Below are 18,087 nucleotides of genomic sequence, written 5' to 3'. Positions count from 1 at the left end.
ATATTTGAAGTGTAATAACTAAAAAATTAGTTGATTTATGAAACAATTGACAAAAGCTGAAGAAGAAATAATGCAACTATTATGGCAGTTAAGTGAGGCAAATGTTAATGCTTTGATAGAAGAAATGAAAGAGCCAAAACCTGCATACAATACAGTATCAACAATTATTAGAATATTAGAAAATAAAGGTTTTGTATCACATAGAAAAAAGGGGAAAGGATATATCTATTTTCCTATAATATCTAAAGAAGAGTACAGTGGGCAATCATTAAACAAATTGATGAATGGTTATTTTAATGGATCCTTTAGCAACCTGGTTTCATTTTTTGTGAAGAAAAATGATATGAGTGTGAATGATTTACAAGAGATACTAAAGAATATAGATAACGAAGAAAAAGAATAATTATGTGGTATTATTTAATTCAAGTAGTATTATTTCAAGCCGTTTTTTTAATGGTTTACGAAGTGATCTTAAAGAAAGAGAAATCGTTTCATTTGAATAGAATATACTTAATGAGTGCATTAATGATTTCATTTATTATACCGCTTATTTCGATTCCAAAATTTGAAACACTTATAGCCGAGTCAAGTATAACGCTTCCTGAATTGATAATTAATTCTCAAAATGATAAAGTAATAGCAAATCAAGATTTTGGATATAATATATGGATGATCATATATGGAATTGTTGCAGGAGTGGTCTTATTGAGATTTATAAGAAAGGCACTTGTTTTAAGGAAGTTATTTTCGGCTAATAAAAACAAGACCAATAAAAACAAGACATATAAAATAGTAGATCTACAAAATAGTAGAAAAGCATTTTCTTTCTGGAAAACAATATTTATAGGAGATCAAATATCTGAAGAAGAAAGAACACAAATAATCCTTCATGAAGAGATACATATAAAAGAACGACATTCTCTAGATATTATGGGATTAGAGATGCTTAAAATTATCTGTTGGTTTAACCCATTGATTTATGCGTATCAAAAAAGAATTGTATTGATTCATGAATATATAGCAGATGAACATACAGTTAATAGTATAGACAAAAGACAGTATATACAACACTTATTGAATGCAACTTTTAATACACAAGACGTTCAATTTGTAAATTATTTTTTTAATGAATCGTTAACTAAAAACAGAATCCTTATGTTACAAAAAACAGTACAAACAAAAGCAAAATGGAAGTATGCAATTACATTACCTATGTTGATAGGAATGTTAATCATATCTTCTTGTTTAAACGAAATTTCGGCACAGACTACAGAGAAAGTAGAAATAGAGGAAATTACTGATATAAAAGATATTCCTTTTGCAAAAATTGATCTACCGCCACGCACAGAAGCTTGTAAAGAAAGCACAGATAGTAAAGTAATAAGAAAATGTTTTTCTAAGGAAATACAAAAATTTGTAAATCAAAACTTTAATACCAAAGGTGTAGAGCAATATGCAAAACCTGGAGTTAATCGTATTTATGTGAGATTTAAAATAAATAAATCAGGAGATATTGTAGAGATCGAATCACGAGGACCATCAAAAGAATTAGAAAATGAAGCAAAAAGAGTAATATCTACTTTTCCTAGAGTAATCCCAGGAGAGCAAAAAGGAAAAAAAGTAAATGTATTGTATTCATTACCTATTGCTTTTCAGGTAAATGCTGATAAGAAAAGCTAAGAATTAAATTTAAAAAATATTCATCATCAAATATATACTGTTTTTTTAGTATATATTCAATCAATAAAGCCGGGGTTTTGCCTTCGGTTTTGGTTGTTTAATATCTTCACTAATTATAAGGATTTTAATTTTAACGGTTGTAGTATTAAAAAAGCTTGTATAATAAGTATATAGTATCAAATAAAAACATATAATCTGTAGATGCCAATCAAAGACGCAATATCACTATACTCTGAAAAAAAATATGTAGTTTAGCAACCTAAATTTACTGTATCATGAGTGGTAAACATTGGGGTATAGGGCTTGTCGTATTGGCATTGTATTCTTGCGATTATTTGGGATTTAAAACACAACAACCTGTAGAGGTTGATAATTCCCCTATACAACTTAATGAGGTAAGACCACCATTGTTTAAGAAATGCGAAACACTAAGCGAAGAAGAGTTGAGAGAGTGTTTTGAAGCTACATTTTCTAATCATATTAATACCTATTTGGAGAATAAAACGGCAGTAGTAACAGAAAAACTACACGATACCATCTGGATGCAAGTTTTGATTAACAATATAGGTAAGGTATCTATAGAAAGTATTTCGGTATCAGATAGTGTGCAACGTAGCATCCCAAAAATTAAAACTTGGTTAGAAGAAAGCATTATAAGTTTACCAGAAGTACAACCTCCATATGTACGTAATCAACCTACTTCGACAAGATATAAACTACCAGTAATACTCAAGATAAATTAATTCTAGAGAGAAAGGCAAGTAGTATTTATGTAATTTTGTATAAATACAAAAACCTTTTGAGTAAAGAAAAAATTATTTTAGGAATAGATCCAGGAACCATTATTATGGGGTTTGGATTGATAAAAGTGGTCAATAAAAAGATGTCTTTTTTGCAACTTAATGAGTTACAATTAGGTAAATATAATGATCCATATATTAAGCTAAAACATATTTTTGATCGTACTATAGAGTTAATAGATACCTATCACCCAGATGAGATTGCTATAGAAGCACCTTTTTTTGGTAAAAATGTACAGTCAATGCTAAAGTTAGGTAGAGCACAAGGAGTAGCTATTGCGGCAGGACTTAGTAGAGAAGTACCTATTACAGAATATTCTCCAAAGAAAATAAAAATGGCTATTACAGGTAATGGAAACGCAAGTAAGGAGCAAGTGGCTAAAATGTTACAAAATCTTTTGGGTATAAAAACATTACCAAAAAATCTAGATTCTACAGATGGATTAGCAGCAGCAGTATGTCATTTTTATAATATGGGAAGGGCAGAGATTGTAGGTAAAAGCTATTCTGGATGGGGAGCTTTTGTAAAACAGAATGAAGGACGTATAAAAAAATAATAGAGGTCATGGCCGGAATTTATATCCATATTCCATTCTGTAAAAAAGCATGTCATTATTGTGATTTTCATTTTTCTACTTCTTTAAAATACAAAGAAGCTATGGTAGAAGTTTTATGTAAAGAATTGGTTTTACGTAAAGATGAATTTAGCGGAGTAACAGTTGAAACAATTTATTTTGGAGGCGGAACACCTAGTCTTTTAAGCTTAGAAGAACTACAAAAAATAATAGCAGTAGTATATCAAGAATATAAAGTTATAGCTACGCCAGAAATTACGTTGGAAGCTAATCCAGATGATCTAACAGAAGAAAAGATTATCGCATTATCAAAATCACCTGTAAATCGATTAAGTATAGGAATACAGTCGTTTTTTGAAGAAGATTTAGAAATGATGAACCGTGCTCATAATGCAAAAGAAGCACAACTATGCTTAACAATAGCAAAACAGTATTTTGATAATATTACGATAGATTTGATTTACGGAATTCCAGGGATGAGCATGGAACGATGGCAGCAAAATATTGAATATGCATTAGCTCATAAAATCCCACATATATCATGCTATGCGCTAACGGTAGAACCACAAACAGCATTAGAAAAACTCATAGAAAAAGGACGTGTAGCCCCTGTAAAAGATTCATTGGCCTTGGCGCATTTTGAGTATCTTATAGAAGCATTAGAAAAAGAAGGATTTGAGCATTATGAGTTTTCAAATTTTGGACAATCTGAGTATTACAGTAAAAACAATACAGCATATTGGTTAGGTAAAAAATATATAGGAATAGGGCCATCTGCACATTCATATAATGGAAAAGATCGAAGCTGGAATATCAATAATAATATAAAATATATCAAGGCTATAACAGAAAACGAATTGCCTAGTGAGATAGAAGAACTAACTACGGAGGATCGTTATAACGAATATGTCATGACAGGGTTGAGAACAAAATGGGGTGTTTCTTTGACCAGAATAAAAGATGAATTTGGAATAAAATACCAAGAATATATTAGTGTTCAAATGCAACACCATTTAAAAGAAAAAGTACTAAACTTAGATAAAAACATTTTAACGATTACCAAAAAAGGAAAGTTTTTAAGTGATGGAATAGCAGCAGACCTGTTTTTTGTAGATTAAAAATGAAATAATGAAAGCGTTAATAACGATTCAACATAAAGAATATACTGTGGATTTATCCAAAGGGATGGATATTTCGATACCACTTAAAGCTTCTCAACATAATGTAAATGCATGGTATATAGGAGCACCAGAAATTTATCCTGTTACAGATGGAGATTGGGTAGGTAAAGTATCAGAAGGAGCATCGACGAATTTTAATACCATTGTATTTAATCCACATGCACACGGGACGCATACAGAGTGTGTAGGACATATTACCCCTGAGTTTTATAGTATACAAGATACCTTAAAACAATATTTCTTTGAGGCAGAATTAATCACTGTAACTCCAGAAAAAGAAGGAGTAGATGAGGTGATTACTCGAGAAATGATACAGGAAAAATTAAAAAATAAAACCCCAGAAGCTATTGTTATTCGTACAATGCCTAATCCAGAAACCAAAAAAGAAAAACAATATTCACATACCAATTGGCCATATATAACTGCAGATGCGGCACTCTTTTTGCGATCTATAGGTATCAAACATCTATTAATAGATTTACCATCTGTAGATAAAGAAAAAGATGAAGGGAAATTAGTAGCACATAAAGCCTTTTGGAATTACCCTAATGCTATTCGTTTTGAAGCGACGATTACAGAAATGATATATGTAGCAGATCATATCAGTGATGGTAGTTATCTACTTAATTTACAAATTGCATCATTTGAAAATGACGCATCACCTAGTAAACCTATTTTGTATCAACTATATTAAATAAGTATCTTTAGTGTATGGAATTACTCTTTGTAGGGCTTATCATAGGAGCCATAATCTCATATTTTATTTTTTCAAGATTTAATGCCGTCAAAAAACAGGCAAATATTCAATTACAATCCACAATACTTATCGAGAAGATTCGTAACGTCTGTAAGCTCGTTACAGTTGAAGGAGATTTTGCAGAAATCTATCATTATGAAAGTGTAAAAGAAAAGTTTTTTAATCTCATAACAGGACGTAAGAAAGCTTTGATTCTTATTGATGCAAAAGCACATGTAGGATATGATTTATCTAGAGTTAAATTAGAAAGTGATACTAAGAATAAAAAAATCATACTGTCTCATTTTCCGCAACCAGAATTATTAACTATAGAGACAGATTATAAATATTATGATAAAAAAGAAGGTTGGTTAAACCCTTTTACTACCAAAGATCTTACAGAAATTAACAGAGAAGCAAAGCAATTTATTGTAGATAAAATACCAGAAAGCGGATTGATACAAGAAGCGCAAAAAGAAGCATTAAATGCTATTGCTTTAATGGAAGCTTTGGCAGAATCTATAGGATGGACACTAGATTATACAGCATTAGAAACTGGAACACAAACATCAACCAAAAAACTTACTTAGAGATATGCATATTGAAGAATTTAGAACGTATTGTTTGGCTAAAAAAGGAGTGACAGAAGAATTTCCTTTTGACGAATCTACACTTGTATTTAAAGTAATGGGAAAAGTATTTGCGTTAACTGGATTGGATAAAATTCCTTTTAGTGTAAACTTAAAATGTGATCCAGAATATGCATTAGAATTAAGAGAACAATACCCAGAAGTAGCACCAGGATATCATATGAACAAAAAACACTGGAATACTGTTAACTTTTCTGGAGGTTTACCGACAAATCTAATGACAGCTTTAATAGACCACTCTTATGATTTAGTAGTTAAAGGATTGCCTAAAAAAGTAAGAGTAGCATTAGACGCTTTATAAGATTATTTTATAATAAAACATAGACTATGACCCAGCCTAGGGATTTTTATACTTCGCAAATAAATTTACATACAACTCAATTAAAAAAGCTTAGACAAAAACTAGTTACCTCAAGTATGATGAGGTTAGCAGTATTTATAGCAATTATTGCAGGGATATATTTTGGGTATGAAAGTACTCAAATTATTATAGGAAGTATTCTAATAGGAATAGCACTATTCTTATTTTTAATAACAAGACATAGTAAACTTAGTTATCATAGAGATAAATATCAAAAACTAATAGCAATTAATCAATTAGAGCTAGATATTCTTGATGGTAAAGAAGTAACATTAGCCTCTGGGGAAGAATTTATTGATCCACTACATCCCTTTGCACAAGATGTAGATTTATATGGAGAACGTTCTTTTTTTCAGCATATTAACAGAACAGCAATTGCATCGGGTAAACAAAAGCTGGCTCAGCTCTTAGGAGCAAATGATACCACTAGAATAAAGGAAAAGCAAGAAGCAATACAAGATTTAAAAGATCGAGCAGTATGGCGTCAAGAATTTAGTGCTATAGCAGCATTAGTAAAAACTACTACTTCTATACAAGTTATCAAAGATTGGTTGCAAAATTATAAATCATTTACAACAGCAAAAACGAAATATATACCAATAATAGTCACGATAATATCTGTAACATTACTCTTTTTAGTTTTTACAGAACTAGCACCTATGAGCCTGTTAGTTATATGGTTATTTGTAGGATTGACGATTACAGGAACGTACTTGAAAAAAATCAATGTATTATATAATTATATAGGAAAAAGTAAAGATACCTTTGATCAATATCACAGACTTATAGAGAATATAGAAGAAACAACATTTACATCAAGTTTGTTAAAAGAAAAACGAGCGATAATATATAATGAGCAACAAAAAGCCTCAAAGATAGTAAAGGAATTAGCTTCTATACTCAATGCACTAGATCAACGTAATAATATGTTATTTGGTTTTTTGGGGAATGGATTTTTATTATGGGATGTATACCAATGTTATCGTATAGAAAGATGGATAGAAAAATATGACGAAGATGTTGAAGCTTGGTTTGATGTAATAGCATTTTTTGATGCGTATAATTCTTTGGCAAATTATGCATTTAATCGTCCATCATATTGTTATCCAGAAATTACAGAAGGAAAAACCGTGATAGAAGCAAAAGCATTAGGACATCCTATGCTTAATCCAGAGAAACGGGTAGACAATGATGTAAAAATTGATAAAGAACAATTTTTTATTATAACAGGAGCAAATATGGCAGGGAAAAGTACTTTTTTACGTACAATTTCATTGCAAATTATTATGGCGAATAGCGGACTTCCAGTTTGTGCAGAAATGTGTAAGTATAGACCGATAAAACTCTATACAAGTATGCGAACTACAGATTCGTTAAGTGATGATTCTTCATATTTCTTTTCAGAATTAACACAATTAAAACGTATTGTAGATGCATTAAAAACAGAAGAATACTTTATTATATTAGACGAAATTTTAAAAGGAACGAATAGTAAAGATAAAGCAGAAGGGTCACGTAAATTTGTTGAAAAGCTTGTAAAAGCTACAGCAACAGGGATTATTGCAACCCATGATCTAAGTTTATGCGAAATTGCAGAAGAAATTCCATCGGTTAAAAATCGATATTTTGATGCTCAAATAATTAATGACGAATTATACTTTGATTATACTTTTAAAGATGGGATTTGTCAAAATATGAATGCATCATTTTTATTAACCAAAATGGAAATTATCTAAAGAAATTACGATACTCCTTAGGAGTACGCTCTTTAATTTTCTTAAACTTTCGATTAAAATTTGAAATATTATTGAATCCAGATTTTTCTGCAATTTCAGTAATCGACAAATCTTTGTTTTCTTCTAGAAGTTTACAAGCATGTTCGATTCTAACTTCGCTTAAAAACTGAAAATAAGTCTTATTAGTACGCTTTTTAAAGTATTTACAAAATGCATTTTGACTCATTGTAGCTACCATAGCAATGGTATCAAGAGTGATACGTTGATTAAAGTTTTCTATAGTATATTCAAAAACATTACTCATACGTTTACCTTCAACATCAGTATATTTCTTTTCATATATAAAAGAAGAAAGAGAAGTATACTCTGTTTTTGATAATTTTTTAAGCAGTTTAAAGAAATATAAAAAGCGGTCAATTTTTGTTGAAGATTTAATTTTTAGAAATAAATCTTTGATTTTACTTTTAGAAGAAGTGACTTTAAAACCTGCTTCAGATCTTTTGAAAAAAGAACTTAAAGTAGAGAGTTCATGTAGGTTAAAAAAATCTTCTCCAAAAGAAGATGTAGTAAAGAAGACAGAAAGCATATGAGATTTAGACATATCCTCGGGGGGATTACTTTTAAAAACATGAGGAATATTACTTCCTATTACTAAAATATCTCCAGATTTATAGTGGTTGATAGTCCCTCCTACAATCAAAGTACCTTCTCCATGGAGCACAATACTAATTTGAATTTCTTCGTGTTGATGTAATTTGTCATAAAGAACAGTTTCATAATCTTCTTGAAAAACTAAGGCATCACCCTTAGGTTTCGGAATTTTAAAAGGAAGTACTTTCATAGTGGTTAAGATGCGCTGAATTTGTGTGATTTTAGTTAATTATTTTAATAATAGATACTTTATATAGAGAGATAAACAACTATTAATTAAAGCAATCTGGTATTAAATATACGCAAATACTATTCATAAAACCTTAACATTTATGTATTTTGGATAATATTTTATAGCTAAAGGATAATAAGTCACCATTGGGTAGGTTGCATTTGAATTAATTTTGGAATGTTTAAAACGAAGAAAGCTATTTTTATGAAAATACAATGGAAAGGTGTAATGCCAGCAGTCACGACAAAATTTACAGATGATGATCAATTAGACTTAGAAACATTTGCTGTAAACATTAAAGCTCAATTAGAAGCTGGTGTTCATGGTATTATCCTAGGAGGAACATTAGGAGAAGCCAGTACACTGTCTGATGAAGAGAAGAGAACTCTAGTAAGGGAAACGGTTAAACTAGTAGAAGGAAAAGTGCCTGTAATTATTAATATCGCAGAGCAAACGACAAGAGGAGCCATAAAAGCAGCCCAACAAGCCAAAGAAGATGGAGCTTCGGGATTAATGATGCTACCACCTATGCGATATAAAGCTAATGACGAAGAAACAGTAGCGTATTATAAAGCTGTAGCTAACAGTACAGAATTGCCAATTATGGTATATAATAATCCTGTAGATTATGGTATCGAAGTAACGCTAGATATGTTTGAAGAATTGTTAAATGAATGCCCTAATATCCAAGCTGTAAAAGAATCAACAAGAGATATTTCTAATGTAACACGTATCAAAAATAGATTTGGAGATCGTTTAGCAATACTTTCAGGAGTAGATACACTGGCATTAGAGAGCTTATTGATGGGAGCAGATGGATGGGTAGCAGGATTAGTAGATGCTTTTCCAGAAGAAACAGTAGCTATTTATACATTAGCAAAAGCAGGAAGAATAGACGAAGCTATAGCAATTTACAGATGGTTCCTACCGTTATTAGAATTAGATATTAATGCACATTTAGTACAAAATATCAAATTGGCCGAAGTCGCTACTGGAATAGGAACAGAAAATGTAAGAGCACCACGTTTACCACTTAAAGGAGAAGAACGTAAGCAGGTTTTGGAAATCATAGAAAGAGGTTTAAAAACAAGACCAAAATTACCAGAATATAAAGCATTAGAAGCTATTGCTTAAACTATATTGAAGGGGGCGAATTAAGACCATGTCAAATGTATTATACATTTGATGTGGTTCTGCTTTTTTGATAACTGAAAATCATCGTAAGATTAAAAAAAATATAAAATGATTACAGGAAAAAACCAAATAGGAAATACCCTATCAGCCAAAGGAGACAAAACGTTTACTACGTTTAATCCAAAAGAAAATAAAGAGAACGCACAACAATTTGTTGAAGCTTCTCAAGAAGAAATACAGCAGGCTACTCAATTAGCTACAGAAGCATATCAAACATATAAGCAAATTTCTGGAGCTAAAAAAGCTGAGTTTTTAAACGCTATAGCAGATGAGATTTTAGCGCTAGACCAAACATTAATAGATGTATACACATCTGAATCTGGACTGCCAGAAGGAAGAGCACAAGGAGAAAGAGGGCGTACTGTAGGGCAATTAAGAGCATTTGCAGATCATATAGCTAATGGTACCTGGGTAGAAGCAACGATAGATACCGCACAACCAGAACGTACTCCATTACCTAAAGTAGATTTACGTAAAATGCTAGTTCCGTTAGGGCCAGTAGTGGTTTTTGGAGCAAGTAATTTCCCATTAGCATTCTCTACAGCAGGAGGAGATACTGCAGCAGCACTAGCATCAGGATGTCCTGTAATAGTAAAATCACACCCAATGCATGCGGGTACAGGAGAACTTGTGGCTGGAGCAGTAATACGTGCTGCAGAACGTACAGGAATGCCTAATGGAGTATTCTCTAACCTTAATAGTAGCGGAATAGAAGTAGGAGCAGCTTTGGTTAAAGATCAAAATGTAAAAGCAGTTGGATTTACAGGAAGTATAAAAGGAGGAAGAGCCTTATATGATTTAGCAGCACAAAGAGAAGAACCTATACCTGTTTTTGCAGAAATGGGAAGTATTAATCCAGTTGTTATTTTACCTAAAGCAGCAGCAGAAAGAAGTGAATCTTTAGCAAAAACATATGCAGGATCAATAACATTAGGAGCAGGACAATTCTGTACTAATCCTGGATTGATTTTAGGAGTTAAAGGAGAAGCATTGGATAATTTCACAAATCAATTATCTGAAGAAATTGTAAAAATAGATCCTAATTGTATGTTACATCCTAATATAGCACGCAATTTCCAGGAGAATAAAGAACGCATGCTTGCTCAAGAAGGTGTAGAGGTTAAGGCAGATTATCAACAAGAGGTAGCTTCAAATTATGGTAGACAAACAGTAACCACTGTATCTGGAGATACTTTTTTAAGTAATCCTACGCTTCATCACGAAGTATTTGGTCCATATTCTATGATTGTACAATGTGAAAATACTGGACAATTAGAGCAAATAGTAGCTAAGATAGAAGGGCAATTAACAGGAACTATAATAGCAGAGGATAAAGAGATCGAGCAACACCCGCAAATAGTAAGTGCATTACAAAATAGAGTAGGACGTATCATCTTTAATGGTGTGCCTACAGGAGTAGAAGTATGTCCTTCTATGCAACATGGAGGACCATATCCAGCATCTACAGATAGTAGGTTTACTGCAGTAGGAGTAAATTCTATTAAACGTTTTGCAAGACCATTTAGTTTTCAAAACTGGCCTAATAACCTATTGCCAGACGAATTAAAGAATGAAAATCCATTGGGTATTTTAAGATTAGTAGATAATCAATATACACAACAAGAAATTCAGGAAGCAGTTACTAGCTTAAGCTAATAAACTATTCCTAGTATAATAATATAAAAGTATATTTATAAGCAATAAACTTATAAATAAAGAGAAGATGAATTTTATAAAACCACTATTAATACTAATTTTTATTACCGTATTTGTAAATTGTAAAGATAACAATGATAAAAAAACGGAAAATTCATCTTCTCTTGTTCTTCAGCGAATTATAGAAAAATATGAGAAACATGAAGGATATGATAAAGAGAAATATCCTTTAGGACTTTTTACAGAAGAATACTATGCTAGTGAAACAGCTTTCGCCAAAGAGCTATTAAAAGAATTAAAAGAGATTTCAAAAGAAAACTTATCCGAGACAGAATATATTTCAGCAACTTTACTAGCCTTTAGACTAGAAGAAGTAATAAAACACCATGAATTTAAAGCGTATTTAAATCCGTTATTATCAGATTCGGGATTCCATAATAGCTTAACATATCAAGTAAGACCATTAACCAATTATGCACAGGTTAAGAAGTATTTAAATACACTTAATGCAATTCCAGCATACGTATCACAGCATTTAGTATTATTAAGAAAAGGATTAGAAGAAGGAATTACCCAACCGCAAATCATATTTAAAGGATATGAATCAACATATGATACACATATCACAGCAACTGTAGAAGAAAATTACTACTATTCGCCATTCAAAAAACTACCAGAAACACTAACTACAGTTCAAAAAGACTCGGTAATTGAAGCAGCAAAAAACGCAATTCAAAAAAATGTAATTCCTGAATTTAAAAAAATCAAACAGTTCTTTGAAACAGAGTATTTACCTAATACAAGAAAAGTTATAGGGGTATCGCAAACACCTAATGGAGATGCGTATTATAAAAGTCGTATAAAGTATTATACCACTTTAGATTTAGATGCAAAGACCATTTATCAAATAGGTCAAGAAGAAGTAGCTCGTATTCGTAAAGAAATGAAGCAAATTATAGAAGAAGTTGAGTTTAAAGGAACCTTTGAAGAATTTTTAACTTTTTTACGTACAGATGATCAGTTTTATGCAGAAACAGCAGAAGATTTGCTGAAAGAAGCAAGAAATATAGCCAAAAAAGTAGACGAACAATTACCTAGATATTTTATCACATTATCGCGTAAACCATATGGAGTAGCACCTGTACCTGATGCTATAGCACCAAAATATACTACAGGACGCTATATAGGAACAGATAAAAACAGTACAGATCCAGGATATTACTGGGTGAATACTTATAATCTTAAAAGTAGACCATTATATGTTTTACCAGCACTTACAGTTCATGAAGCTGTTCCAGGGCATCACTTGCAAGGGAGTTTAAATAAAGAGTTAGGAGATAGTATACCTAATTTTAGAAAAAATACATACCTCTCTGCATATGGAGAAGGATGGGGATTGTATTGTGAGTTTTTAGCAGATGAGATGGGAATTTACAGTACACCATATGAGCGATTTGGTAAATTGACATACGAGATGTGGAGAGCTTGTAGATTAGTAGTAGATACAGGAATACATACACAAGGATGGACAAGAGAACAAGCAGTTTCTTTTATGGCATCTAACTCGGCATTATCACTTCATAATATCAATACAGAAGTAGATCGATACATCTCATGGCCAGGACAAGCATTATCCTATAAAATAGGAGAAATAAAAATAAGAGAGCTAAGAAAAGAAGCCGAAAAAGAATTGAAAGAAAAGTTTGATATCAGAGCTTTTCATGAAGTAATCTTAGAACAAGGAACAGTAACCTTACCAATACTTGAAGAAAGAATAAAAGAATATATCGAAAAAAATAAGCATGAGTAGAAAGACTTTTTTTTGTGTAGATGCGCATACATGTGGAAATCCTGTTAGAGTTGTAGCAGGAGGAGGTCCAAACTTAGAAGGAGAAAATATGAGTGAAAAGCGACAACATTTTCTTAAAGAATATGATTGGATTCGCAAAGGATTGATGTTTGAACCTAGAGGGCATGATATGATGAGCGGAAGCATCTTATATCCTCCTCATGATGAGGCTAATGACTTTGGGATTTTGTTTATAGAAACATCAGGATGTTTACCTATGTGTGGTCATGGTACTATAGGAACTATAACAATAGCTATAGAAGAAGGGTTGATAACACCTAAAACACCTGGTAAAATAAGAATGGAAGCACCAGCAGGCTTAGTAGATATATCATATAAGCAGGATGGAAAAAAAGTAGAATGGGTAAAGCTTACTAATGTAAAATCTTATTTGGCAGCAGAAGGATTAACTGTAGAATGTCCAGAACTGGGAGAGATAACTTTTGACGTAGCTTATGGCGGAAACTATTATGCTATTGTTGATCCTCAAGAAAATTTTAGTGGGATGCATAATTTTACGGCAAGTAAACTTATACAATACTCGCAAGTAGTGAGAGAACGTATCAACGAAAAGTATCCAAATATGTTTATCCATCCAGAAAATGACACTATAAGAGATGTAAGTCATATGTTATGGACTGGAGATCCATTAGATCCAACATCTTCTGGTAGAAATGCTGTATTCTATGGCGATAAAGCAATTGATCGTTCACCATGTGGTACTGGTACTTCTGCGCGTATGGCACAATTATATGCAAAAGGCACATTAAAACCGGGAGACGAATATATCCATGAAAGTTTTATCGGATCTAAGTTTACAGGACGTATAGAAGAAGAAACTACATTAGACGGTAAAAAAGCAATAGTACCTAGTATACAAGGATGGGCAAAAGTTTATGGATATAACAATATTATTATAGATGATCAAGATGATCCATATGCACATGGATTTCAGGTAATCTAGAAATAAGAAAAGAATAAAAATTAAGAAAATAAAAAGCTAAAGACATGAAAAGTTGTGTCATCATAGGTGGAGGTATTATAGGATTATCTACAGCGTATTATTTGATAAAAGAAGGTCATCAAGTGACAGTAATCGATCAGTCGGATATAACGTCAGGAGCATCTTTTGTAAATGCAGGATATATTACACCTAGTCATATAATACCATTAGCTGCACCAGGAATGATTTCTAAAGGAATCAAATGGATGTTTGATGCCTCTAGTCCGTTTTATGTGAAACCTAGATTAGATTCAGACTTTTTACAATGGTCTTGGGCCTTTAAAAAAAGCTCGACACGTCAAAAAGTAGAACGATCAATACCTTTGATTAAAGACATTAATATTCTAAGTAGGGAATTATATCAAGAAATTAAAAACTCTGGAGACTTTGAGTTTCAGTTTGAAAGAAAAGGATTGTTGATGTGCTATAAAACCGATGAAGCGGGAGAAGAAGAGTGGGAAGTAGGACAAAGAGGTAAAGCTTTAGGGTTGGGAGTAGCTAATCTTACCAAAGAAGAAGTTGATCTATTAGAACCAGAGGCTAATTTGGATATTAAAGGAGCTGTTTTTTATGATACCGATGCACATATGACACCGGGACAATATATGAAGGCACTATATTCTTTTTTAAAGGAACAAGGAGTAACTTTTTATACAAATGAAAAAGTGTTGGATATCTGGAGTCAAGATGAGAAGATTGCAACGGTAAAAACAGATAAACGCAGATTAACCGCAGACGAATTTATAGTGGCAGCAGGTTCGTGGAGTCCAACATTAACTAAGAGTTTGGGAATTAAAATACCTACACAAGCAGGGAAAGGATATCGTATCAATGTTGAACGACCAACAGGAATTTCAATTCCAGCAATTTTATTAGAAGCAAAAGTAGCGGTAACACCTATGAATGGATTTACGCGATTTGCAGGAACTATGGAGATCGGAGGAATTAATCATGAGATCAATCCTGTACGTGTAGAAGCTATAGCTAATGCAGCATCTGCATATTACAAAGGTTTAGAGGTTAAAGAATCTGAAAAATCGGGAGCTGCTTGTGGTTTGAGACCAGTTTCGCCAGATGGATTACCCTATATAGGAAGAACGTCAAAGTATAGAAATCTATGCATTGCTTCAGGGCATGCTATGATGGGATGGAGTTTAGGACCTGCAACAGGTAAATTAATTGCTGAGGTTATTTCTGGAAGAAAGACAACACTAGATATATCTGCATACCATCCAGATAGAAGATTTTAAAATAAAATAAATAAAGACTGAAGATAACTTCGGTCTTTATGGGGCAATCACAACTATTGTGAATGAATTATATTTATGAATAGTGAATGTAAATTAACAATTATTGATTTACTACAAGACTAATTAATTTTATGCTATACTTTCGATAAACCGATAAAAGAATGTCGGATATTAAATATAAAAACCTTAAATAGTTTGAAAAATAGCCTTCTACAGGCTACGGTTATATAATTTATGTAAAGAATCCTTTTAAATTTTAGATTTAGCGTTTTGCATTTTTAATTCAATCCAACTTATTCCTTGTTACTAATCACTCTTCACTTATAAAAAACAATTAGAAAAGTTTATAAAAGCAAAAAGCCTCTCCAGATATGGAAAAGCTTCTCATTGGTTTACTACTAAACCACTCATAACACTTCTGTTATGAGACAACACAACTTCTTTAATTCGCAAAAAAAAACTTCAAGAAAATTGAAGCTTTTTTGGATTTTGCGGTCTGGACGGGACTCGAACCCGCGACCCCATGCGTGACAGGCATGTATTCTAACCAGCTGAACTACCAGACCATTGCTTTATTGCGAGGGCAAATATACAACCCTTTTTTGTTTATGCAAGAGTTTTTTTGATTTTTTTTATAAAAATTATTTCATCTTTTGACTTTCAATCATAAAAGTCGTTAGTATAGTGTTGAAATCCTGAGTGATATCGGAAGGAACGTATTTTATTTTATATTGAGAGCATTTCATTTTTAAATCATAAAAATATTGTTTTACTGCTTTTTGATAATTTTCTTTAATATTATCAGCATATACATTGATAGAATCTCCAGTCTCTATATCTGTAAATTGTGTAGGCTGATTTTCAAAGTCAAAAGCTACTTCTGTATCTTCTTGATAGGTATGAAATAAAACAACTTGATGTTTGTTGTATTTGAGGTGTTGCAATGCTTCAAATAATTGTTCTTGGTGAGTACTAGCTTGAAACATATCTGTAAAAACAAAAATAAGCGATCTGCGATGGATATTTTCGGCGATTTGATGTAAAAATGTATAGGTATCTGTTTGTTTTTGAGAAGAAGGAGTTGTTATCACATCATTAAGTTTATGCAATAGCATTTGATGATGACGTTCGCTACCTTTTTCTGGGGCATAAAACTCATAATGATCACTATAAATACTAAGACCTACGGCATCACGTTGTTTTTTAAGGATATTCATGATACATGCTGTGGCTAGCGCAGAAAAACTAATCTTGTTTAAAGAGTTTATATGATGCTCTTTGCGTATAGGATAATGCATAGAAGAAGAATTGTCGATAACGATATGACATCTCAAATTAGTTTCTTCTTCATAGCGTTTGGTATATAGCTTATCTGTTTTGGCATACAGCTTCCAATCTATGTGTTTAGTACTTTCTCCATTATTATATACCTTATGTTCTGCAAACTCAGCAGAAAACCCATGAAATGGACTCTTGTGCATTCCAGAAATGAAACCTTCAACAACTTGATTAGCTAGTAATTCTATATTAGTAAAACCGTTTGTGTGTTGTATTTCTTTCTGAAAATTCATAATAAAAAGATTAGTTGAACTTGAAAAATAAAAAAGGTTTGACGTATAGCCAAACCTTTAATATATAAAATTATGCAAATTGATTATAAAAGAGAATCAATAGCTTCAGTATAAACGTTTTTAGGTGCAACACCTACTTGGCGACCTACTACTTCTCCGTTTTGGAAAACTAAAACAGTAGGGATATTACGTACTCCATACTTTGCAGCAAATTCTTGATTAGCATCAACATCAACTTTTCCTACGATAGCTTTACCATCATACTCATCGCTTATTTGCTCAATGATAGGACCTACCATTCTACAAGGACCACACCATGCAGCCCAAAAATCTACTAATACAGGCTTATCACTTTTAAGTACTGTTTCTTCAAAAGTCGCATCTGTTATTTCTAGTGCCATATTATATTCAAGTTTTATTTTTAATGAATTCTGTTTTTAAAGTTCTATAATGTACAAAATTAGTCAATATTTCTTCTAAAGCTTACAAAAGATCGATTAGTTTTGATTATAAAGGGATTAATAAGTATTATAGATGCAAATAGAAATGCCTATATTTGACAATTAAACCTTATTAAGCCAACTAGATGACCACGCTTCATTTAAAGTTTTGTGAATTGACTTTAAAGAAAACACATGCGATCTTAATGATGCATAGTGGGACAAGAATATCTATGGACGTGGTTATGGAAATAAGGAAACATCTGTATGATTATTATAAGGATAGAGACTTTATCCTGATTACAGATCGTAGAAATAATCATAAAATTGACCTTTCGATTTATAAGAATAAAACCATGAAGAATATGAAAGGGATAGCTGTAGTTTCTAGTGAAGCAAAAGAAATTGAGCGAGCAATGCAAGAACAATCTTTATGGAATAATTCTTTTGCGTTTTTTACAAATGTAGCAGAGGCCGAAGATTGGGCATTAACTTTTTTTGATTAATAACCAATATTCAACC

At 31.9% G+C, this 18,087-nt stretch carries 18 protein-coding genes and 1 tRNA gene; 15 read left to right on the top strand and 4 right to left on the bottom strand.

Features of this window, described 5'->3' with window-relative positions; translation table 11 throughout:
- Positions 1–37 precede the first annotated feature (37 nt).
- From ACYEKI_RS17950 to ACYEKI_RS17910, 9 genes are all read left to right on the top strand, one after another.
- Positions 38–403 (top strand): BlaI/MecI/CopY family transcriptional regulator, encoded by a 366-nt coding sequence (locus ACYEKI_RS17950; protein ID WP_459212593.1) that lies wholly within the window; start codon positions 38–40, stop codon positions 401–403.
- Positions 404–405: 2 nt separating this feature from the next.
- Positions 406–1,680 (top strand): M56 family metallopeptidase, encoded by a 1,275-nt coding sequence (locus ACYEKI_RS17945; protein ID WP_459212592.1) that lies wholly within the window; start codon positions 406–408, stop codon positions 1,678–1,680.
- 275 nt (positions 1,681–1,955) lie between these two features.
- Entirely contained in the window at positions 1,956–2,423 is a 468-nt protein-coding gene (locus ACYEKI_RS17940; protein ID WP_459212591.1) for a hypothetical protein, read from the top strand.
- 56 nt (positions 2,424–2,479) lie between these two features.
- Positions 2,480–3,037, top strand: a complete 558-nt coding sequence (ruvC, locus tag ACYEKI_RS17935) for a crossover junction endodeoxyribonuclease RuvC (RefSeq protein ID WP_459212590.1) — start codon at positions 2,480–2,482, stop codon at positions 3,035–3,037.
- A gap of 8 nt (positions 3,038–3,045) precedes the next feature.
- On the top strand, positions 3,046–4,173 hold the full coding sequence (hemW, locus tag ACYEKI_RS17930; RefSeq protein WP_459212589.1) for a radical SAM family heme chaperone HemW: 1,128 nt from the start codon (positions 3,046–3,048) through the stop codon (positions 4,171–4,173).
- Positions 4,174–4,183: 10 nt separating this feature from the next.
- Positions 4,184–4,930, top strand: coding sequence for a cyclase family protein (locus ACYEKI_RS17925; RefSeq protein WP_459212588.1), 747 nt, complete (start codon positions 4,184–4,186; stop codon positions 4,928–4,930).
- 17 nt (positions 4,931–4,947) lie between these two features.
- Positions 4,948–5,562: a DUF4230 domain-containing protein gene (locus ACYEKI_RS17920; protein ID WP_459212587.1), complete on the top strand. Its 615-nt coding sequence runs from the start codon at positions 4,948–4,950 to the stop codon at positions 5,560–5,562.
- Between the two features lie 4 nt (positions 5,563–5,566).
- Positions 5,567–5,923, top strand: coding sequence for an MmcQ/YjbR family DNA-binding protein (locus tag ACYEKI_RS17915; RefSeq protein ID WP_459212586.1), 357 nt, complete (start codon positions 5,567–5,569; stop codon positions 5,921–5,923).
- Between the two features lie 26 nt (positions 5,924–5,949).
- Positions 5,950–7,719: a MutS-related protein gene (locus ACYEKI_RS17910; RefSeq protein WP_459212585.1), complete on the top strand. Its 1,770-nt coding sequence runs from the start codon at positions 5,950–5,952 to the stop codon at positions 7,717–7,719.
- Here ACYEKI_RS17910 and ACYEKI_RS17905 read toward each other — a convergent pair.
- Entirely contained in the window at positions 7,712–8,560 is an 849-nt protein-coding gene (locus ACYEKI_RS17905) for an AraC family transcriptional regulator (protein WP_459212584.1), read from the bottom strand. The two genes, ACYEKI_RS17910 and ACYEKI_RS17905, sit on opposite strands and share 8 nt — an antisense overlap.
- A 246-nt stretch (positions 8,561–8,806) precedes the next feature.
- Here ACYEKI_RS17905 and ACYEKI_RS17900 point away from each other — a divergent pair, with 246 nt between their 5' ends.
- From ACYEKI_RS17900 to ACYEKI_RS17880, 5 genes are all read left to right on the top strand, one after another.
- On the top strand, positions 8,807–9,736 hold the full coding sequence (locus ACYEKI_RS17900; RefSeq protein WP_459212583.1) for a dihydrodipicolinate synthase family protein: 930 nt from the start codon (positions 8,807–8,809) through the stop codon (positions 9,734–9,736).
- 108 nt (positions 9,737–9,844) lie between these two features.
- The gene (locus tag ACYEKI_RS17895; protein ID WP_459212582.1) at positions 9,845–11,452 is read left to right on the top strand and encodes an aldehyde dehydrogenase (NADP(+)); all 1,608 of its coding nucleotides are present in this window, start codon (positions 9,845–9,847) and stop codon (positions 11,450–11,452) included.
- A 67-nt stretch (positions 11,453–11,519) separates the two neighbouring features.
- Positions 11,520–13,262, top strand: coding sequence for a DUF885 domain-containing protein (locus ACYEKI_RS17890; RefSeq protein ID WP_459212581.1), 1,743 nt, complete (start codon positions 11,520–11,522; stop codon positions 13,260–13,262).
- Positions 13,255–14,265, top strand: coding sequence for a 4-hydroxyproline epimerase (locus tag ACYEKI_RS17885; RefSeq protein WP_459212580.1), 1,011 nt, complete (start codon positions 13,255–13,257; stop codon positions 14,263–14,265). The genes ACYEKI_RS17890 and ACYEKI_RS17885 overlap by 8 nt, the downstream gene beginning before the upstream one ends.
- 44 nt (positions 14,266–14,309) lie before the next feature.
- Positions 14,310–15,554 carry an NAD(P)/FAD-dependent oxidoreductase gene (locus ACYEKI_RS17880; RefSeq protein WP_459212579.1) on the top strand — a complete coding sequence of 415 codons (1,245 nt, stop codon included), beginning with the start codon at positions 14,310–14,312 and terminating at the stop codon, positions 15,552–15,554.
- A 492-nt stretch (positions 15,555–16,046) separates the two neighbouring features.
- Here the strand turns inward: ACYEKI_RS17880 and ACYEKI_RS17875 are convergent.
- The 3 genes from ACYEKI_RS17875 to trxA all read right to left on the bottom strand — a co-directional run bounded on the left by ACYEKI_RS17875 (position 16,047) and on the right by trxA (position 17,526).
- Positions 16,047–16,120: transfer RNA gene (locus tag ACYEKI_RS17875), tRNA-Asp, on the bottom strand.
- 75 nt (positions 16,121–16,195) lie between these two features.
- The gene (locus ACYEKI_RS17870) at positions 16,196–17,125 is read right to left on the bottom strand and encodes a DUF58 domain-containing protein (RefSeq protein WP_459212578.1); all 930 of its coding nucleotides are present in this window, start codon (positions 17,123–17,125) and stop codon (positions 16,196–16,198) included.
- Positions 17,126–17,208: 83 nt separating this feature from the next.
- Positions 17,209–17,526 carry a thioredoxin gene (gene trxA, locus ACYEKI_RS17865; protein ID WP_459212577.1) on the bottom strand — a complete coding sequence of 106 codons (318 nt, stop codon included), beginning with the start codon at positions 17,524–17,526 and terminating at the stop codon, positions 17,209–17,211.
- A gap of 185 nt (positions 17,527–17,711) precedes the next feature.
- Between trxA and ACYEKI_RS17860 the strand changes: the two genes are divergently transcribed.
- A complete protein-coding gene (locus tag ACYEKI_RS17860; protein ID WP_459212576.1) occupies positions 17,712–18,071 on the top strand; it encodes a hypothetical protein in 360 nt (119 codons plus the stop codon).
- Positions 18,072–18,087 lie beyond the last annotated feature (16 nt).

The sequence above is a fragment of the Aquimarina rhabdastrellae genome (assembly GCA_947387485.1).
Taxonomy (GTDB): Bacteria; Bacteroidota; Bacteroidia; order Flavobacteriales; family Flavobacteriaceae; genus Aquimarina.
This window is presented reverse-complemented; position numbering and strand designations above follow the sequence as displayed.

Coding starts and splice junctions, on each gene's coding strand:
- ACYEKI_RS17950 (WP_459212593.1), top strand. CDS start 38: ATGAAACAATTGACAAAAGCTGAAGAAGAAATAATGCAACTATTATGG.
- ACYEKI_RS17945 (WP_459212592.1), top strand. CDS start 406: ATGTGGTATTATTTAATTCAAGTAGTATTATTTCAAGCCGTTTTTTTA.
- ACYEKI_RS17940 (WP_459212591.1), top strand. CDS start 1,956: ATGAGTGGTAAACATTGGGGTATAGGGCTTGTCGTATTGGCATTGTAT.
- hemW (WP_459212589.1), top strand. CDS start 3,046: ATGGCCGGAATTTATATCCATATTCCATTCTGTAAAAAAGCATGTCAT.
- ACYEKI_RS17925 (WP_459212588.1), top strand. CDS start 4,184: ATGAAAGCGTTAATAACGATTCAACATAAAGAATATACTGTGGATTTA.
- ACYEKI_RS17920 (WP_459212587.1), top strand. CDS start 4,948: ATGGAATTACTCTTTGTAGGGCTTATCATAGGAGCCATAATCTCATAT.
- ACYEKI_RS17915 (WP_459212586.1), top strand. CDS start 5,567: ATGCATATTGAAGAATTTAGAACGTATTGTTTGGCTAAAAAAGGAGTG.
- ACYEKI_RS17910 (WP_459212585.1), top strand. CDS start 5,950: ATGACCCAGCCTAGGGATTTTTATACTTCGCAAATAAATTTACATACA.
- ACYEKI_RS17905 (WP_459212584.1), bottom strand. CDS start 8,560: ATGAAAGTACTTCCTTTTAAAATTCCGAAACCTAAGGGTGATGCCTTA.
- ACYEKI_RS17900 (WP_459212583.1), top strand. CDS start 8,807: ATGAAAATACAATGGAAAGGTGTAATGCCAGCAGTCACGACAAAATTT.
- ACYEKI_RS17895 (WP_459212582.1), top strand. CDS start 9,845: ATGATTACAGGAAAAAACCAAATAGGAAATACCCTATCAGCCAAAGGA.
- ACYEKI_RS17890 (WP_459212581.1), top strand. CDS start 11,520: ATGAATTTTATAAAACCACTATTAATACTAATTTTTATTACCGTATTT.
- ACYEKI_RS17885 (WP_459212580.1), top strand. CDS start 13,255: ATGAGTAGAAAGACTTTTTTTTGTGTAGATGCGCATACATGTGGAAAT.
- ACYEKI_RS17880 (WP_459212579.1), top strand. CDS start 14,310: ATGAAAAGTTGTGTCATCATAGGTGGAGGTATTATAGGATTATCTACA.
- ACYEKI_RS17870 (WP_459212578.1), bottom strand. CDS start 17,125: ATGAATTTTCAGAAAGAAATACAACACACAAACGGTTTTACTAATATA.
- trxA (WP_459212577.1), bottom strand. CDS start 17,526: ATGGCACTAGAAATAACAGATGCGACTTTTGAAGAAACAGTACTTAAA.
- ACYEKI_RS17860 (WP_459212576.1), top strand. CDS start 17,712: ATGACCACGCTTCATTTAAAGTTTTGTGAATTGACTTTAAAGAAAACA.